The sequence below is a fragment of the Terrabacter sp. AAH1 genome (assembly GCF_054456855.1).
The window spans coordinates 89,691-106,340 of record NZ_JBTJJV010000014.1; the positions used below are offsets into that span (position 1 = coordinate 89,691).

Here is a 16,650-nt window from a genome sequence, read left to right on the forward strand (position 1 = left end):
CACCTGGAATCGACGGAGCGACGGCACCTCGCGTGTCCGCGAACTTTTCGGGGCACTCCGGGACATACCACCGCAAGACGACGTCTCTTTTGTCCAGACCTGTTTATTCGCAGGGGGATTCCCCCTTTCGCGGCCCTTGGTAAGCGATACAGTTCAAGAGTCTCGGGGGGTACTGAGACACACTTTCGTGGGGGGAACCACATGACTCAAACCGATAGCAGTGCTGCGCCCGGAGTCCGCCGCCGCGCGGTCGTCAAGGGTGCTGCATGGGCGACACCGGCGGTGATGGTGGCTGCGGCCGCACCCACCGCCGCTGCCTCCGCACCCATCGTGCCGTCGTTCACGCCGGGGACGTTCTGCAAGCACCCGGGCGAGCCGAAGTACTATCACGCCGTCTTCTGCTTCCACAACACGACGCAGTCCGCGATCGTCGTCACGCTGGGGACGCTGACCGTTGGCTCGACCTCCAAGCCGGCCACCGTCTCCGTGAACGGCTCGCAGACCAACAGCTTCACGGTCACGGCGGGACAGAACCTCTGCCTCTACGTTGACGCGGGACTCTTCAGCACCAGTGCCAACGGAGGAGCCGTTCTCACGTTCTCCTATCCGTTCGGCGGCACGACCCAGACCGGGTCGATCTCCGGCGGCACCATCGTCGACGCGAACCTCAACCCCTGTGGCACGGGCAACGGCATCGTCTCCGACCAGCCCAAGGATGACCCGCCACACGCGACGTCTGGCCCCTGAGGCCAGCTGCACCGAGACGGGCCCGGCCCCGGTGGCCGGGCGCGTCTCGTCGTGTCTTCAGGGTCGTGCAGAATCGGCGCATGCGTCTCGTCACGGTCAACGTCAACGGCATCCGGGCCGCCGCCAGGCGGGGCATGGCGCAGTGGCTCGCGCAGGCCCGGCCCGACGTGCTGACGCTGCAGGAGGTGCGAGCCGACGACGTCGAGCTCGGCAAGGTGCTGGCTGACGCAGGGCTCGCCCACTGGTCGGTGGCGCACACCGAGGGCGCCGCCAAGGGCTGGGCCGGGGTCGCCGTGGTCTCCCGCGACCCGCACGCAGCCGTCCGGGTCGGCATCGACGGCGAGTTCGCGGACGACGGCCGGTGGGTGGAGGCCGACCTCGCGACCGATGCCGGGCCGCTCACGGTCGTGTCGGCGTACGTCCACACCGGCGAGGCCGACACCGACCGTCAGGTCGTGAAGTACGCCTTCCTCGACGCCATGACGCGCCGCCTCCACCGGGCCGCCGCGGACGGTGCGGCCATGGTCGTCACCGGCGACCTCAACATCGCGCACCGCGAGGCCGACCTCAAGAACTGGAAGGGCAACCTCAGGAAGAGCGGCTTCCTGCCCGACGAGCGTGCCTACCTCGACCGCTGGTTCGAGGCCGACGCGTGGGTCGACGTGCAGCGGCGCCACGCGGGCGACGTCGCCGGCCCGTACTCGTGGTGGTCGTGGCGGGGCAAGGCGTTCGACAACGACGCCGGCTGGCGCATCGACTACCAGATCGCGAGCCGGCGGCTCGCCGCGACGGCGCGGCACGCGTACGTCGACCGCGCCCCCACGTATGCCGAGCGGTGGAGCGACCATGCGCCGGTCGTCGCCGACTACGACCTCACCGCGCTCGAGAGCCACGCGACCGCCTGATCGCCCGACGGGGACGAGGTCGGTTGGGGGCCCGGTCGCCGGATGGGCCAGAATGCAGCCATGTCCTCGACGCCCTCCCTCCCGACCGCCACGCCTCGCAGCCTCTCGGGCATGCAGCCGACGAGCGACTCGCTTCACCTCGGCAACTACATCGGCGCGCTGGTCGAGTGGGTCAAGCTGCAGGAGACCCACGACGCGTTCTACTTCGTCGCCGACCTGCACGCCCTGACCGTCGCGCCCGACCCCCAGGTGCTGCGCGAGCGCACCCGCATCACGGCCGCGCAGTTCATCGCCGGCGGTGTCGACCCGGCCCGCTCGACGCTCTTCGTCCAGAGCCACATCGCCCAGCACACCGAGCTCTACTGGGTGCTCGGCACGCTCACCGGCTTCGGCGAGGCGAGCCGCATGACGCAGTTCAAGGACAAGTCCGCCAAGGGCACCAACACCAACGTCGGGCTCTTCGCCTACCCCGTGCTGCAGGCCGCCGACATCCTCATCTACGACGCCAACGTCGTGCCCGTCGGCGAGGACCAGCGCCAGCACCTCGAGCTGTCGCGCGACCTGGCAGGCCGCTTCAACCAGCGTTTCGGCGAGACGCTCGTCGTGCCCGAGCCGCACATCATGAAGGCCACGGCCAAGATCCAGGACCTGCAGGAGCCGACGGCGAAGATGAGCAAGTCCGCGGCGTCCGACGCAGGCCTCGTCAGCCTGCTCGACGAGCCGTCGCGCATCGCGAAGAAGATCCGCTCCGCCGTCACCGACGCCGAGCGCGAGATCCGCTTCGACGAGGAGAACAAGCCCGGCATCTCCAACCTGCTCTCCATCCACTCCGCGCTCTCGGGCACCCCGGTGGCGATCCTCGAAGAGCAGTACGACGGCAAGGGCTACGGCGACCTCAAGAAGGACGTCGCTGAGGTCGTCGTGGAGGCGGTGACGCCGTTCCGCGAGCGCACGCTCGCGCTGATGTCGGACCGGGCTGAGCTCGACCGCATCCTCGCCGACGGCGCCGAGAAGGCCCGCGAGGTCGCCGAGGCGACGGTGCGTCGTGTGTACGACAAGGTGGGGCTGCTGCCGTCGTCGGCGCGCTGATCGTCAGCGAACGCGCACTGGACGCCCACCCGAGGGCGTTCCCAGGGCTCGGTCGTAGGAGCGTCTGAGGGCGGGCGCCTGAGTCTCGGACGAGTATGCCGCCGTGAAGCGCCGCGTTGCCGAGGCTCGGGCACGGGCGTGGACCTCGGGTTCGAGCAGATCGCGCGTGGCGGCAGCGATGCCGGCTACGTCGCCGAGACGGCAGACGCGGCCCCCGCCGTCCCGAGCAAGCTCCGGAAGCGCTCGGTACTCAGACACCACGAGCGGGATCCCAAGGGCCAGCGCCTCCATCGGCGCATACGGCAGCCCGTCGAAGTGCGACGGGTGGAGCAGGACGTCGATGGTGGGCAGCAGGGACGTCAGGAGCTCGGAGCGGGGTACGAAGGGACGCCAGTCGACCCCGTCCGGGAGGGTGAGGCGGGGCGGAGTCTCGCTGCCGACGATGACGAGCTCGAGGTCCGGACGCTCCAGACGCAGGATCTCGAACGCGGCGAGCACGTCGGGTCCGCCCTTGGCGTTGAAGTCCTTGGCGATGAACCCGAGCCGTCGCGGCACCTGACCGGCCGATCGAGCGGGAGCGGTGGTCGGCGGCTCGACGTAGTTGGGCACGACGTCGATGCGGGTGCTGTCGACGCCACGGTCGCGCATCCAGGAACGCAGGTGCTCGGAGAAGGCGATGAACCTGCGGGCGCGGCCGAGGCGACGGGCGTGCAGGGTCGCATCGAGGATCGTGGCCAGTCCGGTGTCGAGCTGGTTCGCGTGCCTCACTCGGTCGGGTGACCATCCCCAGGCGTCGGCATAGACCCACTCGAGCGGTCCGGCAGCGCTCATCACGACCGGCGGCGAGGCGCCGACGAACCTCGTGTTGAAGACGTGGACGTGCACGAGGTCGAACGCGTCGGGATCGGCCTCCATGAGGCGGATCGGCTCGCGGAAGGCCCTACCCGTCGACCGGACTCCCGACTCGACCTTTCGCAGGGCCGCGGCGCCGAGTCCGCGGAGCAGGGGGCCCGCCCGGTGTCGTCCTGCCGCTGCGGCAAGCTCGGAACGGGAACCGATCTCGCGCAGGGTGCCGTCGCGTGCCGCGCTGTCGTAGGTGGTGTACTCGACGCCGGGAGGCGGGTTGGCCAGCAGCTGTTCGGTGTACGTGACGTCCCCCGAGTGCGGGTCCCGGGTGGGCACGGCGCTCATCAGCAGCACCCGGAGGCGGCCCGGCGGTACTGCCGTCACGCGGCACCGACGGTGTGCTGACCGAGGGATGCCAGCAGTGAGCGGTGGCTGTTGCTCCAGGTGAACCGGCGAGCACGGTCAACGGCAGGCTGGCGACCGGCGACGACGTCGCCGCGCTCGAGCGTCGTCAGTGCGCCGACCCAGCCAGCGACGGTGGGTGGCACGAGTCGGCCCGCAGCGCCGAGCACCTCGGGAAGGGCGCCTGCGTCGTTGGCGAGCACGTACGCGCCGGAGGCCATCGCCTCGAGGGGCACCATGCCGAAGGGCTCCGCCACGGACGGCACCGCGACGACGTCGGCCCACCGGTAGAGGCCCGCAACTGCCTCCTGCGGCTGGTAGGGCTCGAACGTGACCGGGCCGGCCACTCGCCCAGCGAGCCCCCGCAGGTGCTCCTCGAAGGCGGACCTCTCCTGGGTCTCGCGCAGCTCCGAGCTGCCGACGATGCGCGTCTCGAAGCGCGAGGCGTGTCGGCCCATCGCGCCGAGTGCCTGAAGCAGCAGGTCCACGCCCTTGTGTGGTGCGACCTGGCCGACGTACAGCAGCCGCAGGGGCACCCCCGGGCGCTGTCGACCCGGGTCGTCCGTGAGCGACTCGACATCAGGGTGGAAGCGAGTGGTGTCGGCCCCGTTGTGCACCCAGGCCATCTTGCGGGCATCGACCCAGGCACGGCGTCGGACACCGTCGGCCATGAACTTGCTGACGCCGACCACCAGGTCCGCGTGGTGGAGCAGCCGGCTCAGCTCGGGTCGTAGCACCGACGAGGAGATCGCGTTGTGAACGTGCAGCGCGATCCGTGTCGAGGCGGGCAGCATGCGCCGGAGGAGGGGCAGCGCCGTGACGGCGTAGTGGCCTTCGTGGAGCAGCACCCAGTCCGGCTTGACCTGTGCGACGGCCTCACCGGCCGGCTCGAACAGCCTCGCGGCGTGCGGCCGTTCGCGCAGCAGGGCGCCCATGACCCAGTCCCGGCGGTACTCCGCCTCGGTGAAGTGGGTCCTCGGGCAGTTGCGGGTGTAGTCGACGGGCACCATTTCCGCGTCGGGGTAGGTGGCCTCCCGGTTGTGTGAGGTGATCACGGTCGAGCGCCCACCGGCCAGCGCGTGCTCACGCGTCAGGGCGCGCACGACGTGCGCGACCGAGCTCCCGTCGCCGGCCAGCGGCATCGGGATGTGGGCGAGGTGAGGGAGCGAGGGCATCGGCGCCAGAGTATCCGCGGCTCGTGCGGTCTTCCGTCGGACGACGGAATTGCCCGTGGGCCTACGCAACCACCGCTCCAAGGTGAAGCCACAGGACCCACGCCACTCGACCACGGGAGAGTTCGGTACGGTCGGGGTCGTGAGTGTTGCGCGCCCCACGACGATCGGTGTCTCCATCCCGATCCCGGCTCCGCACGGTGACTACCTGCAGGAACGCCGGGCCGACTTCGGCGACCCGCAGGCGCGCAAGATCCCGGCCCACATCACCCTGCTGCCGCCGACCGAGGTCGACGAGGAGGCGTATGCCGCCTTCCGCCGTCATTGCGACGAGGTGGCCGCCTCGCACGAGCCCTTCGACGTCGTGCTGCGTGGCACTGGGACGTTCCGCCCGCTGTCGGACGTCGTGTTCATCCAGGTCGCGCGCGGCGTGTCCAACTGCGAGTCGCTCGAGGTGTCGCTCCGGTCCGGACCCGTGAGCCGCGACCTCGACTTCTACTACCACCCCCACGTCACGGTGGCCCACAACGTGACGCCTCAGGCCATGGACCGCGCCTTCGAAGAGCTGGCCGACTACGCGATCGCTTTCACGGTCGACGCCTTTCATCTCTACGAGCAGGGTACGGACGAGGTGTGGCGTCCCGTCCACACCTTCGAGCTCACAGGAGGCTGACCCGTGCCGGCCAGGCTGACGCGCATCATCGACCGGCTCAAGTCCACCCGCGCGTACTCCGCCTGGCAGCGCTACGGCGACGCCAACGGTGACCTGCTCGCGGCGGGTGTCGGCTACTTCGCCTTCTTCTCGGTCTTCCCCGCCCTGGCTCTCGCATTCGCGATCTTCGGCTTCGTGCTGCAGGGACGTCCCGACCTCGTCGACACGATCGCCGAGTCGCTCAACGGTCTGCTGCCCGGCATGGTGAAGACGCCCAGCCACCCCGACGGCGTCATCAGCGTCGCAGCGCCGGCGAGCCTCACGCTGACGGTCACCGGCCTCGTCTCGTTCGTGACGTTGCTGCTCGCGGGGCTCGGCTGGGTCGGGGCGCTGCGCACCGGCATACGCGGCGTCTTCGGCCTCGAGGCCTCCACCGGCAACGCGGTGCGCACGAAGGCGCACGACCTCTTCGTGCTCGTGACCCTCGGGCTGGCGATCGCCGTCTCCGCGATCCTCACGAGCGTCATCGGCGGCCTCGCTGAGCGCGTCGCAGGTTGGGTCGGCCTCGACGGCAACGGCCTGCTCATCGGCGCGGTGGGCCTGCTGCTGGGGGTCGCCTTCGACTTCGTCATCCTCGTGGTCCTGCTGCGGATGCTCTCGGGCGTGCCGCTGCCGATGCACAACGTCCGCCAGGGCGCGCTGCTCGGAGCGGTGATCCTCACCGTGCTCAAGCTCTTCGGCGGGTTCCTCATCGGTCGCGCGAGCGCCAACCCCCTGCTGGGCGCCGTCGCGGTGGCCGTCGGACTGCTCTTCTGGCTCAACCTCATGTCGAAGGTCGTGCTGCTGTCGGCCTCGTGGTCGGCCGACGACGTCGACCTGTCTCGGCTCGGCGACGAGACCGTCCAGCCGGAGGCTGCCCCGCCAGATGCGAGCGCCACGGTTGCGGCTGCCCCGGTGGCCCGCGCCGACGCTGCCGGTCGGACGACCGGCCGGCCGACCCGGGCGACCGATCGAGTGAGCGTGGTGGCGGGTGTCGTCGTGGGAGTCGCGTCCGCTCTCGGCGTCAAGGGGGTCCGGGCCGCGCTCAGACGCTGAGTCGGATTCCGGCCACATCGGGCGTGGCAGTACATACGATGCGCTCGTGGATGCCTGCCCCTTGTGCCAGGGCGAGGCGCGTAGGACGCGGCTCGCCAAGACCTCCGACCGACCGTACCGGGTCGTGCGCTGCACGCGGTGCGGCACGGCGACCGTCCTGCCCCGTCCCAGCGAGCAGGACCTCGCCGACTTCTACGGCGCCTCCTACTTCTCGGCCGACACCGGCTTCGGATACGGCGACTACGACGGCGAGAGCTGGGCTGGGGCCCAGGCCGTGCGGGCCTGGGACGAGCTGCAGGTCTGGGCGCCGGAGGTGGCTGACGTGCCGGTTCGGCGCATCCTCGACGTGGGGGCCGCCACGGGAGAGTTCGCACTCCGCGCCGAGCGGGACGGCTGGGAGGCGGTGGCGTGCGAGGTCGGTGACACGGCACGCGAGTCAGCCGCTGAGAAGGGCCTGAGGACGGTGACGACCATCTCCGAGGCTGCTGGTCCCTTCGGGGTGATCAGCATGTACCACGTGCTCGAGCACCTCATCGACCCTCTCCAGGCGCTCGCCGACGCAAGACGGGCCATCGACACCGGGGGAGTGCTGGTCATCGAGATCCCGCAGTGGAACAGCGCGGGCAGGATCGTGCGCGGCTCGGACTGGGCCCAGTTCCGGCCGCCGGAGCACATCAACTTCTTCAGCAGGCGCAGTCTGGCCAAGGCACTGCGCCACACTGGTTGGGACGTCGCCCGGAGTTCGACGCCCTACCCGCACTCGGCAGAGCTCGCCCTCGATGCGGCCAGGAAGGGCAGGGTTCGCGAGGCGGCCGCGCACGCCGGCCGTCACCTGCTGGGTTCTTCCGGGCTCGGCGGCTATCTGCGCACCGTGGCTCGCCCCGTCTGACCGCACCAGCGCGACCGCTGCTGTCAGGCGCGTCGCCGTCGGCGCAGCACGACGCCGAGCAGCACCGCCGCCGCGGTGACGGCAAGCCCCGCGGCGCTGACGACGACGAGCGACAGCGTGCGGTCGTATGCCGTCTCCTGCGTCGGCGCGGCCGCGACCGGCGCCGGGGTGCCCGAGGTCGCGGCGCCTCCCGTCGTGGAGGCCCCGTCCGTGGCGCCGGCAGAGCCGTCGGCCCCGTCGGTGGGCAGGGGCGGCACCGTCGCGGCGGGCGTCGGTGCTGATGCCTCGCCGGGCTCGACCAACCGCCCGACCGGTGTCACGCGGTCGGCGTTCGCGAAGCCCCAGTCGAGCAGTGCCGCGGTCGGCTTCCACGAGCCGGTGACGCTGCCCATCTGCGAGACGACCAGGGTGCGGCCACCACGGGTCGAGGCGCCGATGAACGTGTGCTGGGCGCGGTCGGTGCGACCCGGTTTGATGCCGATGGCGCCCGGGTAGTGCGTCAGCAGGTCGTTGATGTTGTAGACGTGGAAGGCCGGCCACACCTTGCCGTGCTTGTCCTTGCCGCCGGGGAAGACGGTGTCGCGCTTGGTGATGGCGGTCCGGAAGGCAGGCAGGCGCATCGCGTCACGTCCGATGAGCGCGAGGTCGTAGGCGCTCGAGCGCTGCCCACCGTCGTCGAGCCCGCTCGGGTCGACGGTGAGCGTGTCGTGGGCGCCGATCTCGGCCGCCTTGGCGTTCATCAGCTCGACCGTGCGCTCATAGCCGCCGGCGGCGTCGGCGAGCGCATAGACGGCGTCGTTGGCCGAGAACATGAGCATCGCGTCGACGAGGCTCGTGACGGGGTAGCGGTTTCCGGCGAGGATGCCCACGCGGGTGCCGGCAGCCGACTGGGCGTCCTCGCTCGCGACGACGACGCCGCGCGGGTTCAGCACCGGCAGGAGGGTGAGGGCTGTGAGCGTCTTGAGGGTGCTCGCGGGCCGCAGCCAGGCGTGCGGCGACTTGGCGGCGAGGATCTCGCCCGAGTCGAGGTCGGCCAGCACGTACGAGACGTCGTAGACCTCGGGGGGCGCGACGACGGAGGCGGGTCGGTCGACGACTACGCCGGTGTCGCCGAGCCGTGAGCCGCCGACCACCGTGTCCGGCTCCCACGCCGCATGGGGGAACGGCGTGGGCGCAGCGTTGCGGCAGACCACGCGTGGCTGGGGGGGCTTGGCCGTCTTCGTGGCCGCCTTGGCGCCGGAGCCTGAGGTCGCCGCGGGCTTGGGTGCCGGTGCCGGCGTGCCGAGCTCGTCACCGGGGAAGACACGGGGTTTGAGCACGACTCCCGGCGGCACGGTCGTCGTCGTCTGCCAGGGCGCGCACGTGGGGGCGGCCTGCGGCAGCACCATCGGCTGGGACCCGGCAGCAGCGCGGGGGAGCGGTGACGCCGATGCGGACGAGACGGCATACGGCGTGGTCACGGCGAGCGTCAGGCCGACGGCAGCCAGCGCTGCGCCCGCGACGGGGGTCGTCCACGGGCGACGTCGGGCACGGTCTTGGGGCGTCATCGCCGAGAAAGACTAACCCGCCCCGGTGGTCCGGGGCGGGCTGGTCAGGCGATGCGGGGTGTCGACGGGTGCGTCGACGAGCCGTCGAGATCGACGTCAGTCGCCGTGGCGCGTCAGCGCGTGGCGCAGGTCGCGGTTGAGCTGGTTGATGACGTCCATCGGGATCTCCTTCGGGCACGCCGCGGAGCACTCACCGATGTTGGTGCAGCCGCCGAAGCCCTCGGCGTCGTGCTGCTCGACCATGCTCACCACGCGGGCGTCACGCTCGGGCTGGCCCTGCGGCAGCTCACCGAGGTGCGTGATCTTCGCACCCATGAAGAGCATGCCGGACGCGTTCGGGCAGGCCGCGACGCAGGCACCACAGCCGATGCAGGCGGCCGCCATGAACGCGCGGTCGGCCTTCGGCTTCGGCACCGGCACCGAGTGCGCCTCGGGGGCGGCGCCCGTGTTGGCGCTGATGAAGCCACCGGCGGCGATGATGCGGTCGAACGCGCCGCGGTCGACGACGAGGTCCTTGATCACCGGGAACGCGTCGGCGCGCCACGGCTCGACGGTGATCTCGTCGCCGTCGGAGAAGCTGCGCATGTGCAGCTGGCAGGTCGTCGTCACCTCGGGGCCGTGCGCCTTGCCCGAGATCATCAGGCCGCACATGCCGCAGATGCCCTCGCGGCAGTCGGAGTCGAACGCGATCGGCTCCTCGCCGCGGGCGTTGAGCTGCTCGTTGAGCACGTCGAGCATCTCGAGGAACGACATGTCCGGGGAGATGTCGCTGACCTTGTACGTCACCATCTCGCCGCGGGCATTCGCGCTGGCCTGGCGCCAGATCTTGAGGGTGAGGTTCATGCTGGTGTCGCTCACTTGTAGCTCCGCTGCTTCATCTCGATGGCTTCGTAGACCAGGTCTTCCTTGTGCAGCACGGCGGGGCTGCCGTCGCCGCCGAACTCCCACGCGGCGACGTAGGCGAACTCGTCGTCGTGGCGCAGCGCCTCGCCGTCCTCGGTCTGGCTCTCGGCGCGGAAGTGACCACCACAGGACTCGCGGCGGTGCAGCGCGTCGATGCACATGAGCTCGCCCAGCTCGAGGAAGTCGGCGACGCGGCCGGCCTTCTCGAGGCTCTGGTTGAGGGTGTCGGCGGCGCCGAGCACCTTGACGTTGCGCCAGAACTCGTCCCGCAGGCCGCGGATGAGGTCGATCGCCTTGAGCAACCCCTCCTCGGAGCGCTCCATGCCGCAGTATTCCCACATGATGTTGCCGAGCTCCTTGTGGAAGGAGTCGACCGAACGGTCACCGTTGATCGACAGCAGCTTCTGCACGCGGGCATCGACGGAGGCCTTCGCCTCGACGACGTCGGGGTGCGAGTCGGGCAGCTTCTCGAACGGGCCCTTCGCGAGGTAGTCGCGGATCGTGTGCGGCAGCACGAAGTAGCCGTCGGCGAGCCCCTGCATGAGGGCCGAGGCCCCGAGGCGGTTGGCGCCGTGGTCACTGAAGTTCGCCTCGCCCGCCACGAAGAGGCCGGGGATCGTGCTCTGCAGGTCGTAGTCGACCCACAGGCCACCCATCGTGTAGTGCACCGCGGGGTAGATGCGCATCGGCACCTCGTACGGGTTCTCGCCCGTGATCCGCTGGTACATGTCGAGGAGGTTGCCGTACTTCTCGGCGACGGCCTCGGCGCTCATGCGCTTGAGGGCGTCGGTGAAGTCGAGGTAGACGCCCCTGCGGAAGTCGCCGACCTTCGGGCCGACGCCGCGACCCTCGTCGCAGACGTTCTTGGCCTGGCGGCTGGCGATGTCGCGGGGGACGAGGTTGCCGAAGCTCGGGTAGATCCGCTCCAGGTAGTAGTCGCGGTCCTCCTCGGGGATCTCGCGCGGGTCCTTCTCGCAGTCCTCGGCCTTCTTCGGCACCCAGATGCGACCGTCGTTGCGCAGCGACTCCGACATCAGGGTCAGCTTGCTCTGGTGGTCACCGGAGACCGGGATGCAGGTCGGGTGGATCTGCGTGTAGCAGGGGTTCGCGAAGTACGCGCCCTTGCGGTGGGCGCGCCAGGTCGCCGTGACGTTGGAACCCATCGCGTTGGTGGAGAGGTAGAAGACGTTGCCGTAGCCACCGCTCGCGAGCACGACGGCGTCGGCGAGGTGCGTCTCGACCTCACCTGTGACGAGGTCGCGGGCGATGATTCCGCGCGCCTTGCCGTCGGCGACGATCACCTCGAGCATCTCGTGACGGCTGAACATCTCGACCGTGCCGGCGGCGACCTGGCGCTCGAGGGCCTGGTAGGCGCCGATGAGCAGCTGCTGGCCCGTCTGGCCGCGGGCGTAGAAGGTGCGCGAGACCTGGACGCCGCCGAAGCTGCGGTTGTCGAGCAGGCCGCCGTACTCGCGGGCGAACGGGACACCCTGGGCGACGCACTGGTCGATGATGTTCGTGCTGACCTCGGCGAGGCGGTAGACGTTCGTCTCGCGCGAGCGGTAGTCGCCGCCCTTGACGGTGTCGTAGAAGAGACGGAACGTCGAGTCGCCGTCCTCCTTGTAGTTCTTGGCGGCGTTGATGCCACCCTGCGCTGCGATGGAGTGCGCACGACGCGGGGAGTCCTGGTAGCAGAAGGACTTCACCTGGTAGCCGGCCTCACCGAGCGTGGCCGCGGCGGCGCCCCCGGCCAGGCCGGTGCCGACGATGATGACCGAGAGCTTGCGGCGGTTGGCCGGGTTGACGAGGCCCGACTCGAACTTGCGGGTGCTCCACTTGTCCTGGATCGGGCCGGCCGGGGCCTTGGTGTCGTGGAGGGGCTCGCCCTCGGTGTAGAGGCCGTGGACGATGCCGGCGTTGGGGGCAGCCTGCGTGGCCGCGCCGCCGGAGGTGGTGGCGTTGGTGTCAGTCATCGGTCAGTTCCCCTTGACGATTCCGAACAGGATGGCGAGCGGCGGCAGGGCGAAGCCGACGGAGGTGACGAACGCGATGACCAGGGCGGCCAGCTTGGCGCGCTTGCGGGCCCGGGCGCTGCCGGCCCAGCCGAGGGTCTGCGTGGCGCTCCAGACGCCGTGCCACAGGTGCATGCCCAGGGCGACGAGGGCGAGGATGTAGATGAGGACGACCCACCACACCTGGAACGAGCTGATGACGAGCTTGCCGGGGCTGGTGCCCACGACGTCGTCGCCGACGTTGAACTTCACGATGGTGAACTGCAGCAGGTGCCAGACGAGGAAGAGCAGGATCGCGACGCCACCCCAGCGCATCGCGGTGCTCTTGACCGTCGCCCTGGCCGCCTCCTTGGCCACGTAGCGCGTCGTGCGGGCCCCGCGGGCTCGGCTCCACAGGTAGAACGCGGAGTACGCGTGGGCGACGAGCGCGACCACGAGGACGATGCGGAAGAGCCACAGGAAGCCGCCGAACGGCAGGATCGGCGTGAACATCGTGCGCAGGTGGTGCGCGTACTCGTCGAACGCCTCGACCCCGGCGAAGATCTTGAGGTTCCCGTACATGTGCGCCAGCACGTAGAACACGAAGAGCGCGCCCGAGACCGCCATGAGGAGCTTCATGAAGACGGTGGTCCGGCGAACCGAAGCAGGTCTGTTCGATCCCTTGACCGGGAGAGTGTTTGTCGCCACGCAGGAACCTTATCCCCGCGCTCGAGCCGGATCGCCCGCCTACCCTCCGGTACGGGGTGAGTGTGACCATTTCCACTGTGACCTGCGGCTCACCCCCCAATCGAGAGAACGCTCCGTCACCGCCCTCAGGGCTTGCGGCGGCCGATCTTGTTGCCGAGCCACACGAGCGGGTCGTAGCGCTTGCCGACGACGCGCTCCTTCATCGGGATGATGCCGTTGTCGGTGATCCGGATGTGCTCGGGGCAGACCTCGGTGCAGCACTTGGTGATGTTGCACATCCCGATGCCCTGCTCGTCCCGGGCGAAGTCGGCCCGGTCGTCGCGGGCGTCGAGCGGGTGCATGTCGAGCTCGGCGGCACGGATGAGGAAGCGAGGCCCGGCGAACGCCTCCTTGTTCTCCTCGTGGTCGCGCACGACGTGGCAGGTGTTCTGGCAGAGGAAGCACTCGATGCACTTGCGGAACTCCTGCGAGCGCTCGACGTCGACCTGCTGCATCCGGTACTCGCCCGGTAGCACGCCTTCGGGCGGCGCGAACGCCGGGATCTGCCGCGCCTTCTCGTAGTTGAACGACACGTCGGTGACGAGGTCGCGGATGACGGGGAAGGCGCGCATCGGTGTGACGGTCACCGTCTCGGTCTCGGTGAACGTCGACATCCGGGTCATGCACATGAGCCGCGGGATGCCGTTGACCTCCGCGCTGCACGAGCCGCACTTGCCGGCCTTGCAGTTCCACCGCACGGCGAGGTCGCCGGACTGGGTGGCCTGGAGCCGGTGGATGATGTCGAGCACGACCTCGCCGTCGTTGACCTCGACCGTGTAGTCGACGAGCTCACCGCCGCTCGCGTCGCCGCGCCACACCCGGAACTTCGCGTCGTAGCTCATGACCCGCTCCCGTCCGTCGCCTCTGTCGCGCCTCCGGTGGCCCCGACCGCGGCGAGCTCCTCGGGCGTGAGGTACTTCGCCAGCTCGTCGCGCTGGAAGAGGTCGAGCAGGTCCCCGCGCATCGGCGGCATGGGCTGCTCCTCCACGCGTATGCCGTCGCCCTCGGTCGAGCAGATGAGGTTGCGTCCGCGCCAGCTGGCATCCATCTTCGGGTAGTCGTCGCGTGTGTGCCCGCCGCGGGACTCCTGTCGCAGCAAGGCTGCTCGCGCCACGCACTCGCTGACGGCGAGCATGTTGCGCAGGTCGAGCGCGAGGTGCCACCCGGGGTTGAACTGCCGGTGGCCCTCGACGGTCAGGTGCTTCGCCCGCTCCTTGAGCTCCTCGAGCTTGGTGAGGGCGGCCTCGATCTCCTCCGCCTTGCGGATGATGCCGACGAGGTCGTTCATCGTCTGCTGCATCTCCTGGTGGAGGGTGTACGGGTTCTCGCCACCCTCCTCCTCGAACGGCGCGAGCGCCGTCGTGGCCGCCTCGTCGAGGGCCGACTGCGGCACGATCGGGCGGGCGTCGCCGAGCCCCCGGACGTATGCCGCCGCGCCGGCTCCCGCGCGGGCGCCGAAGACCAGAAGGTCGGACAGCGAGTTGCCGCCGAGCCGGTTGGACCCGTGCATGCCTCCCGACACCTCACCTGCGGCGAAGAGGCCGGGCACCCTTGCGGCTGCGGCGGTGTCGGGGTCGACCTCGACGCCACCCATGACGTAGTGGCACGTGGGCCCGACCTCCATCGCCTCCTGGGTGATGTCGACGTCGGCGAGCTCCTTGAACTGGTGGTGCATCGACGGCAGCTTCTTGAGGATCTCCTCGGGGCTGCGCCGCGACGCGATGTCGAGGAAGACCCCGCCGTGGGGTGACCCGCGACCGGCCTTGACCTCGGAGTTGATGGCGCGCGCCACCTCGTCCCGGGGGAGCAGTTCGGGCGGGCGCTTGTTGTTGTCGGGGTCGGTGTACCAGCGGTCACCCTCCTCCTCGGTCTGGGCGTACTGCCCCCGGAAGACGTCGGGCACGTAGTCGAACATGAAGCGCTTGCCCTCGGAGTTCTTGAGCACGCCCCCGTCGCCGCGCACCGACTCGGTGACGAGGATGCCCTTGACCGACGGCGGCCAGACCATGCCGGTCGGGTGGAACTGGATGAACTCCATGTTGACGAGGGTGGATCCGGCCCGCAGGGCCAGGGCGTGGCCGTCGCCGGTGTACTCCCACGAGTTGGAGGTCACCTTGAACGACTTGCCGATGCCGCCGGTCGCGAGCACCACTGCGGGAGCGTTGAACCGGACGAAGCGGCCCGACTCGCGGAAGTAGCCGAAGGCCCCGGCGATCGTGCCGGTCTCGTCCTGCAGCAGGTCGGTGATCGTCACCTCGGCGAAGACCTTGAGCCGCGCCTCCGGGTCGCCCGACACGCGCTGGTCGTCCTGCTGCAGCGAGACGATCTTCTGCTGCATCGTGCGGATGAGCTCGAGGCCGGTGCGGTCGCCGACGTGGGCGAGGCGGGGGTACTCGTGCCCACCGAAGTTGCGCTGGCTGATGCGGCCGTCGGGCGTGCGGTCGAAGAGGGCGCCGTAGGTCTCGAGCTCCCAGACGCGGTCAGGCGCCTCCTTGGCGTGCAGCTCGGCCATGCGCCACGAGTTGAGGAACTTGCCGCCGCGCATCGTGTCGCGGAAGTGCACCTGCCAGCTGTCGTGGCTGTTGACGTTGCCCATGCTCGCGGCGATGCCGCCCTCGGCCATGACGGTGTGCGCCTTGCCGAAGAGTGACTTGCAGATGATGGCGGTGCGCAGTCCGGCCTCGCGGGCGGCGATGGCGGCCCGGAGGCCGGCCCCGCCGGCGCCGACGATGAGCACGTCGTAGTCGTGGGTCTCGAGCTCCGCTGCCATCAGTTGTAGAACCTCAGATCGGTCAGGGCCCCGGACGCGACCAGGGCGATGTAGAGATCGGTGACCAGCAGGGTGCCGAGGGTGGTCCAGGCCAGCTGCATGTGCCGGGTGTTGAGCCGGGACACGATGGTCCAGGCCCGGTAGCGCAGCGGGTGCTTGGAGAAGTGCTTGAGGCGCCCGCCGATGAGGTGTCGGCACGAGTGGCACGACAGCGTGTAGAGCCAGAGGAACGCGGCGTTGGTGAGCATGACGATCGTGCCGAGGCCGACCCCGACCCCGCCGTCCTTGCCGTGGAAGCCGTCGAAGGCGTCGAGCGTGTTCATCCCCGACACGACGACCGCGGCGTAGAAGAAGTAGCGGTGCGCGTTCTGGAGGATCAGCGGGAAGCGCGTCTCGCCGGTGTACTTCGCGTGCGGCTCGGCCACGGCGCAGGCGGGCGGCGACAGCCAGAAGGCTCGGTAGTAGGCCTTGCGGTAGTAGTAGCAGGTGAGGCGGAAGCCGAGCAGGATCGGCAGGAGGAAGAACGCGTACGGCACGAGCGGTGGCATCTCACCGAGCCACGTGCCGACGTGGCGCGCGTCGGGGTGGCACGAGGCCGTCACGCAGGGTGAGTAGAACGGCGTGAGGTAGTGGTACGTCGCGACGAAGTAGTCACGCTGCATCGACGTGCGCACGAGCGCGTACAGCAGCCACAGGACGATGAGCGTGAACGTCACCACCGGCGGGAACCACCAGCGGTCGCCCCTCAGGGTGCGCCACGGGATCTGCGCCCGACCCGGTGATCCGACGCCTCCGGCCATGGATCCACCCGATCGGGACCCGGGGTCGAGCGTCGTACCACTCATCGTGCGAACCTCCACCGTCGTTGGTTGGGCGCGTTCGGCCACTCTAGTGT

The 16,650-nt window shown here is 69.9% G+C and carries 15 protein-coding genes; 6 read left to right on the plus strand and 9 right to left on the minus strand.

Annotated features, from left to right (window positions below; all coding sequences use genetic code 11):
* The first annotated feature begins 201 nt into the window (after window positions 1-201).
* From ACXR8F_RS18005 to trpS, 3 genes are all read left to right on the plus strand, one after another.
* The gene (locus tag ACXR8F_RS18005) at window positions 202-747 is read left to right on the plus strand and encodes a hypothetical protein (protein WP_458802571.1); all 546 of its coding nucleotides are present in this window, start codon (window positions 202-204) and stop codon (window positions 745-747) included.
* A gap of 80 nt (window positions 748-827) precedes the next feature.
* Complete coding sequence (locus ACXR8F_RS18010) at window positions 828-1,652, plus strand: exodeoxyribonuclease III (RefSeq protein ID WP_458802573.1); 825 nt, start codon at window positions 828-830, stop codon at window positions 1,650-1,652.
* Window positions 1,653-1,694: 42 nt separating this feature from the next.
* Window positions 1,695-2,741 (plus strand): tryptophan--tRNA ligase, encoded by a 1,047-nt coding sequence (gene trpS, locus ACXR8F_RS18015; protein ID WP_045187416.1) that lies wholly within the window; start codon window positions 1,695-1,697, stop codon window positions 2,739-2,741.
* 3 nt (window positions 2,742-2,744) lie between these two features.
* Here the strand turns inward: trpS and ACXR8F_RS18020 are convergent, their stop codons facing one another.
* Window positions 2,745-3,971 carry a glycosyltransferase family 4 protein gene (locus ACXR8F_RS18020; RefSeq protein WP_458802575.1) on the minus strand — a complete coding sequence of 409 codons (1,227 nt, stop codon included), beginning with the start codon at window positions 3,969-3,971 and terminating at the stop codon, window positions 2,745-2,747.
* Window positions 3,968-5,164, minus strand: a complete 1,197-nt coding sequence (locus ACXR8F_RS18025) for a glycosyltransferase family 4 protein (RefSeq protein ID WP_458802577.1) — start codon at window positions 5,162-5,164, stop codon at window positions 3,968-3,970. The genes ACXR8F_RS18020 and ACXR8F_RS18025 overlap by 4 nt, the downstream gene beginning before the upstream one ends.
* A gap of 139 nt (window positions 5,165-5,303) precedes the next feature.
* Between ACXR8F_RS18025 and ACXR8F_RS18030 the strand changes: the two genes are divergently transcribed.
* The 3 genes from ACXR8F_RS18030 to ACXR8F_RS18040 all read left to right on the plus strand — a co-directional run bounded on the left by ACXR8F_RS18030 (window position 5,304) and on the right by ACXR8F_RS18040 (window position 7,797).
* Complete coding sequence (locus tag ACXR8F_RS18030; RefSeq protein WP_458802579.1) at window positions 5,304-5,834, plus strand: 2'-5' RNA ligase family protein; 531 nt, start codon at window positions 5,304-5,306, stop codon at window positions 5,832-5,834.
* 3 nt (window positions 5,835-5,837) lie between these two features.
* Window positions 5,838-6,908, plus strand: coding sequence for a YihY/virulence factor BrkB family protein (locus ACXR8F_RS18035; protein ID WP_458802581.1), 1,071 nt, complete (start codon window positions 5,838-5,840; stop codon window positions 6,906-6,908).
* 124 nt (window positions 6,909-7,032) lie between these two features.
* On the plus strand, window positions 7,033-7,797 hold the full coding sequence (locus ACXR8F_RS18040) for a class I SAM-dependent methyltransferase (protein ID WP_458802583.1): 765 nt from the start codon (window positions 7,033-7,035) through the stop codon (window positions 7,795-7,797).
* A gap of 23 nt (window positions 7,798-7,820) precedes the next feature.
* Here the strand turns inward: ACXR8F_RS18040 and ACXR8F_RS18045 are convergent, their stop codons facing one another.
* The 7 genes from ACXR8F_RS18045 to ACXR8F_RS18075 form a co-directional block, all read right to left on the minus strand.
* Entirely contained in the window at window positions 7,821-9,344 is a 1,524-nt protein-coding gene (locus ACXR8F_RS18045) for a D-alanyl-D-alanine carboxypeptidase family protein (protein ID WP_458802585.1), read from the minus strand.
* Between the two features lie 96 nt (window positions 9,345-9,440).
* The gene (locus tag ACXR8F_RS18050) at window positions 9,441-10,187 is read right to left on the minus strand and encodes a succinate dehydrogenase/fumarate reductase iron-sulfur subunit (RefSeq protein WP_045187721.1); all 747 of its coding nucleotides are present in this window, start codon (window positions 10,185-10,187) and stop codon (window positions 9,441-9,443) included.
* Between the two features lie 11 nt (window positions 10,188-10,198).
* Window positions 10,199-12,220, minus strand: a complete 2,022-nt coding sequence (locus ACXR8F_RS18055) for a fumarate reductase/succinate dehydrogenase flavoprotein subunit (RefSeq protein WP_045187411.1) — start codon at window positions 12,218-12,220, stop codon at window positions 10,199-10,201.
* Between the two features lie 3 nt (window positions 12,221-12,223).
* Window positions 12,224-12,877: a succinate dehydrogenase cytochrome b subunit gene (locus ACXR8F_RS18060; protein ID WP_082080651.1), complete on the minus strand. Its 654-nt coding sequence runs from the start codon at window positions 12,875-12,877 to the stop codon at window positions 12,224-12,226.
* A 194-nt stretch (window positions 12,878-13,071) separates the two neighbouring features.
* Complete coding sequence (locus tag ACXR8F_RS18065) at window positions 13,072-13,827, minus strand: succinate dehydrogenase/fumarate reductase iron-sulfur subunit (protein WP_458802588.1); 756 nt, start codon at window positions 13,825-13,827, stop codon at window positions 13,072-13,074.
* Window positions 13,824-15,755, minus strand: coding sequence for a fumarate reductase/succinate dehydrogenase flavoprotein subunit (locus tag ACXR8F_RS18070; protein WP_458802590.1), 1,932 nt, complete (start codon window positions 15,753-15,755; stop codon window positions 13,824-13,826). The genes ACXR8F_RS18065 and ACXR8F_RS18070 overlap by 4 nt, the downstream gene beginning before the upstream one ends.
* A complete protein-coding gene (locus tag ACXR8F_RS18075) occupies window positions 15,755-16,600 on the minus strand; it encodes a hypothetical protein (protein ID WP_458802592.1) in 846 nt (281 codons plus the stop codon). The genes ACXR8F_RS18070 and ACXR8F_RS18075 overlap by 1 nt, the downstream gene beginning before the upstream one ends.
* Between the last annotated feature and the right edge of the window lie 50 nt (window positions 16,601-16,650).